Source organism: Amycolatopsis sp. NPDC058278, assembly GCF_042881395.1.
In the GTDB taxonomy this organism is placed as follows: domain Bacteria; phylum Actinomycetota; class Actinomycetes; order Mycobacteriales; family Pseudonocardiaceae; genus Amycolatopsis.
Genome location: NZ_JBHVXZ010000258.1, coordinates 1 through 3410, shown reverse-complemented (window position 1 = coordinate 3410; position 3410 = coordinate 1). Strand labels below are relative to the sequence as shown.

At 70.3% G+C, this 3410-nt stretch carries 2 protein-coding genes; both read left to right on the top strand.

All coding sequences use genetic code 11. The features are described from left to right. Positions 1-826 precede the first annotated feature (826 nt). Positions 827-2350, top strand: a complete 1524-nt coding sequence (locus tag ACFVYA_RS49710; RefSeq protein ID WP_387055644.1) for a sugar transferase — start codon at positions 827-829, stop codon at positions 2348-2350. A gap of 415 nt (positions 2351-2765) precedes the next feature. Continuing rightward, positions 2766-3380 carry a malonic semialdehyde reductase gene (locus ACFVYA_RS49705; protein ID WP_387055642.1) on the top strand — a complete coding sequence of 205 codons (615 nt, stop codon included), beginning with the start codon at positions 2766-2768 and terminating at the stop codon, positions 3378-3380. The last annotated feature ends 30 nt before the right edge of the window (positions 3381-3410 follow it).

The window sequence follows — 3410 nt, the reverse complement described above, 5'->3', positions numbered from 1 at the left end:
CACTATTTTGGGGGGTTGTGCCTTGTTCGGGGAATGGGGCACCGGGGCTATTGTGGTCGTGGGGGGGCGGCGCCCCCACGCCCCCGCCGGGGGCACGCCCCCGGACCCCCAGGTCGGGTCGCCTTTTCGCGTCAGCGGCGGATAACGGGCCGGGCAGCCCGCCGAAGCGGAGTGAACGATCCGTTCGGATCGGCCGTATCAGCTCATGAGAGCGGTTCACGCCCCCGCCGCCGGGGCCCGCCGGAACTGCCTTCGAACCGTGCCGCCGCGGCGGTTTTCTGTCGAACGCCACCAGTGGGAGGCCGGATGTGATCCTCGGCACTTCACGTCGCCCCGCGGCGGCGTGGCCCTGCGACGACGACGTGTGACAGAACCGGCGCGCGTGACGGCGTAGCGACGAATGTCACTGTGGGTGGCTGCCGGGTCCGCGCGACGGCCACCGCCGGCCCCGCGTGGTCCACTGTGGACCATGTGGCGCCCGCAGTGTCCACAGTAGAGTCCGGAAGACCCCGCTGGGCCGTTCGGCCGTGCTTGGTCCACCCGGGTGCGGGCATCACCCTTTTCGCTACGGAACGTAGTTTTCCGGGGGATACGTCCCCTCACGGATCGTCTTCATCTTGTTATCTTCCGGCCATTTTCTGGCGGGGATGTCACGCAGCATGTGGCTGGAAATCCCTTGTAACACTGCCGAGAGAGTCGCCGATAACTTGCCGTGTGAAGCCGCCGCCGGCTGTGCGCGACCACTGAGATGCCGTGACTCTGCGAAATCATCTTCGGTGACGCTGCGTGCCTGCGGCTCAACTCGATCCAGTTCCCGGGAGATCAGATGGAAGAGTCGGTGCGGCCTTCGTACACGGTGAGCCAGCCACCGCCGCACATCGACCTCCAGGCCATCCCGCGTCCCGTCAAGCGGGACGACCACTCCGGCGACACCGGGGGCCCGTCCGCCAAGGCGTGGCCCGCGGCCTGGGAAGCGCGGTACAGAGCCTGGGTCATCGGCAGCGATGTGTTCATCACGCTGCTGGTGATCGCGATCAGCGCGTTCGTCATCGATCGCGTTGCCCCGCACGACATGCACGCTTTCGGCACCATCCTGGCGGTGTTCGTCTCGCTGCCCGCCAGCCGGGCCTGGAGCTCGCGGGTGCTCGGCGAAGGCGCGGAGGAGTACCGCACGCTCGGCCGCGGCTTCATCACCGCGGCCGTCCTGGTCGCGCTGGGCGGCCTGCTGTTCGGCGCGCTCGAGGTCCAGGTCTGGGTGTTCGTCGTGGTCCCCGCCATCGCGCTGGTCGCCTTCCCGCAGCGCTACCTGCTGCGCCAGGTGCTGCACCGCAAGCGCGCCAAGGGACTCTGCCTGCTGCCCGTGATGGCCGCGGGCAGCCCGGAAACGGTCGCCGACCTGATCGCCCGCACCCGCTCGGAAGTGCACGTCGGCTGGCGCGTCGAGGCGGCCTGCACGTTCAGCGGCCACGGCGAAGACCGCGACAGCGGCGAGATCGACGGCGTCCCGGTGGTCGGCCGGCTGGAGGAGCTGTCCCGGCACGTCCGGCGCGGCGGCTACCGGGTCGTGGCCATCACCGCCGACCAGTACTGGACGCCGAAACGGCTGCAGCGGCTGGCGTGGGACATGGAGGGCACCGGCGCGGAGATGGTCGTGGCGCCCGTGCTGATGGAGGTCGCCGGGCCCCGGCTCAACGTCACCGGCGTGCTCGGCATGCCGCTGCTGCGGGTCACCGCGCCGATGTTCACCGGCGGGCGCCGCGTGGTGAAGGAGATCGTCGACCGCTGCGGCTCGGCGCTGCTGCTCACCCTGCTGTCCCCGCTGCTGCTCGTGATCGCGGTCGCCATCAAGCTGAACGACCGCGGCCCGGTGATCTACCGCCAGCGCCGCGTCGGCCGCGACGGCGCGACGTTCACCATGCTCAAGTTCCGGACGATGGTCTCCAACGCCGACGCGATCAAGCAGACCCTGGCGGCGGACAACGAAGGCGCGGGCCCGCTCTTCAAGATGAAGCGCGACCCTCGTATCACCCGTGTGGGTGGTTTCCTGCGGCGGTATTCGCTCGACGAGGTGCCGCAGCTGTTCAACGTCGTGTCCGGGAAGATGTCGCTCGTCGGCCCGCGGCCGCCGCTGCCGGAGGAGACCGCGCAGTACCCGCCGGACGCCCGCCGCCGGCTGCTCGTCAAGCCGGGCCTCACCGGGCTCTGGCAGGTCAGCGGGCGCAGCGACCTCACCTGGGCGGAGAGCATCCGGCTGGACCTGCGCTACGTCGAGGACTGGTCGCTCGCCCTGGACCTGGTGATCCTCTGGAAGACCTTCCGCGCGGTGATGGGCGGGCACGGCGCCTACTGACCCGTCTTCGCACCGCGCCGCGCACCACGGCCGCCGACTCCCCCAGCGGGGAGCCGGCGGCCGTGTCCGTTTCCCGCGGACGTCCCGGGCGAACGGACACGGGGACGGCTGCACCCGGCTACCGGCCGGCCCTCCTGGCGACGGCGATCCGCGCGAGCCGGGCCATCAGGCCGCCCCGGTGCCCCTGTTCGCCGTGGGAACGCGGGCCGGCCGGGCCACCCGGGCTGCCGCCGTTCGCCCGGGTTACCGGCACCCGAGAAGGCGCCCATAACCCGGTCGGGTGACGACCTGTCGCCCCCGGTGGTCCGCTGCGCTTGTGCTCCACTTCACCGCCGCAAGGTAGTTGAGGGCGAAATAGTTCAACGCTCAACCTGGTTGCACGGGGTACCGACCCAACGGAAGGAAGCTCAGCCCCATGACCACCTTTGCCGAGCAGACCGAGGCCCTCCAGCTCCCCGCGGACGTCCAGAACCTGCTGTTCCGCGAGGCCCGCACGGCCAACAGTTTCAGCTCCGAGCCGGTGACCGAGGAGCAGGTCCGCGCGATCTACGACCTCGTCAAGTGGGCCCCGACGTCGATGAACACCCAGCCGCTGCGCGCGCTGGTGCTCCGGACCGCCGAGGCGAAGGCCCGCCTGCTCCCGCACATGGCCCCGAGCAACCGGGACAAGACCGAAGCCGCGCCGCTGACCGTCGTGCTCGCCGCGGACGTCGACTTCCACGAAAACATCCCCCAGGTGTTCCCGCACAACCCGGGGGTCAAGGACAACTTCGCCGACGAGCAGGGCCGCGTCGAGTTCTCGAAGCTGAACTCGCTGCTGCAGGTCGGCTACTTCATCATCGGCGTCCGCGCCGCCGGGCTGGCCGCCGGCCCGATGACCGGCTTCGACGCCCAGGGCGTCGACGACGAGTTCTTCGCGGACAAGAAGTGGCGCTCGCTGGTCGTGGTCAACGTCGGCAAGCCGGGCGAGAACCCGTGGTTCGACCGCCTGCCGCGGCTGGACTTCGACCAGGTCGTCGAAACCCTCTGAGCACCGCCGGACCGGCCGCTTCCCCCGGGG

Bases quoted from the DNA above. Each gene is read 5' to 3' on its own strand.
- ACFVYA_RS49705 (WP_387055642.1), top strand. From the start codon at position 2,766: ATGACCACCTTTGCCGAGCAGACCGAGGCCCTCCAGCTCCCCGCGGAC.
- ACFVYA_RS49710 (WP_387055644.1), top strand. From the start codon at position 827: ATGGAAGAGTCGGTGCGGCCTTCGTACACGGTGAGCCAGCCACCGCCG.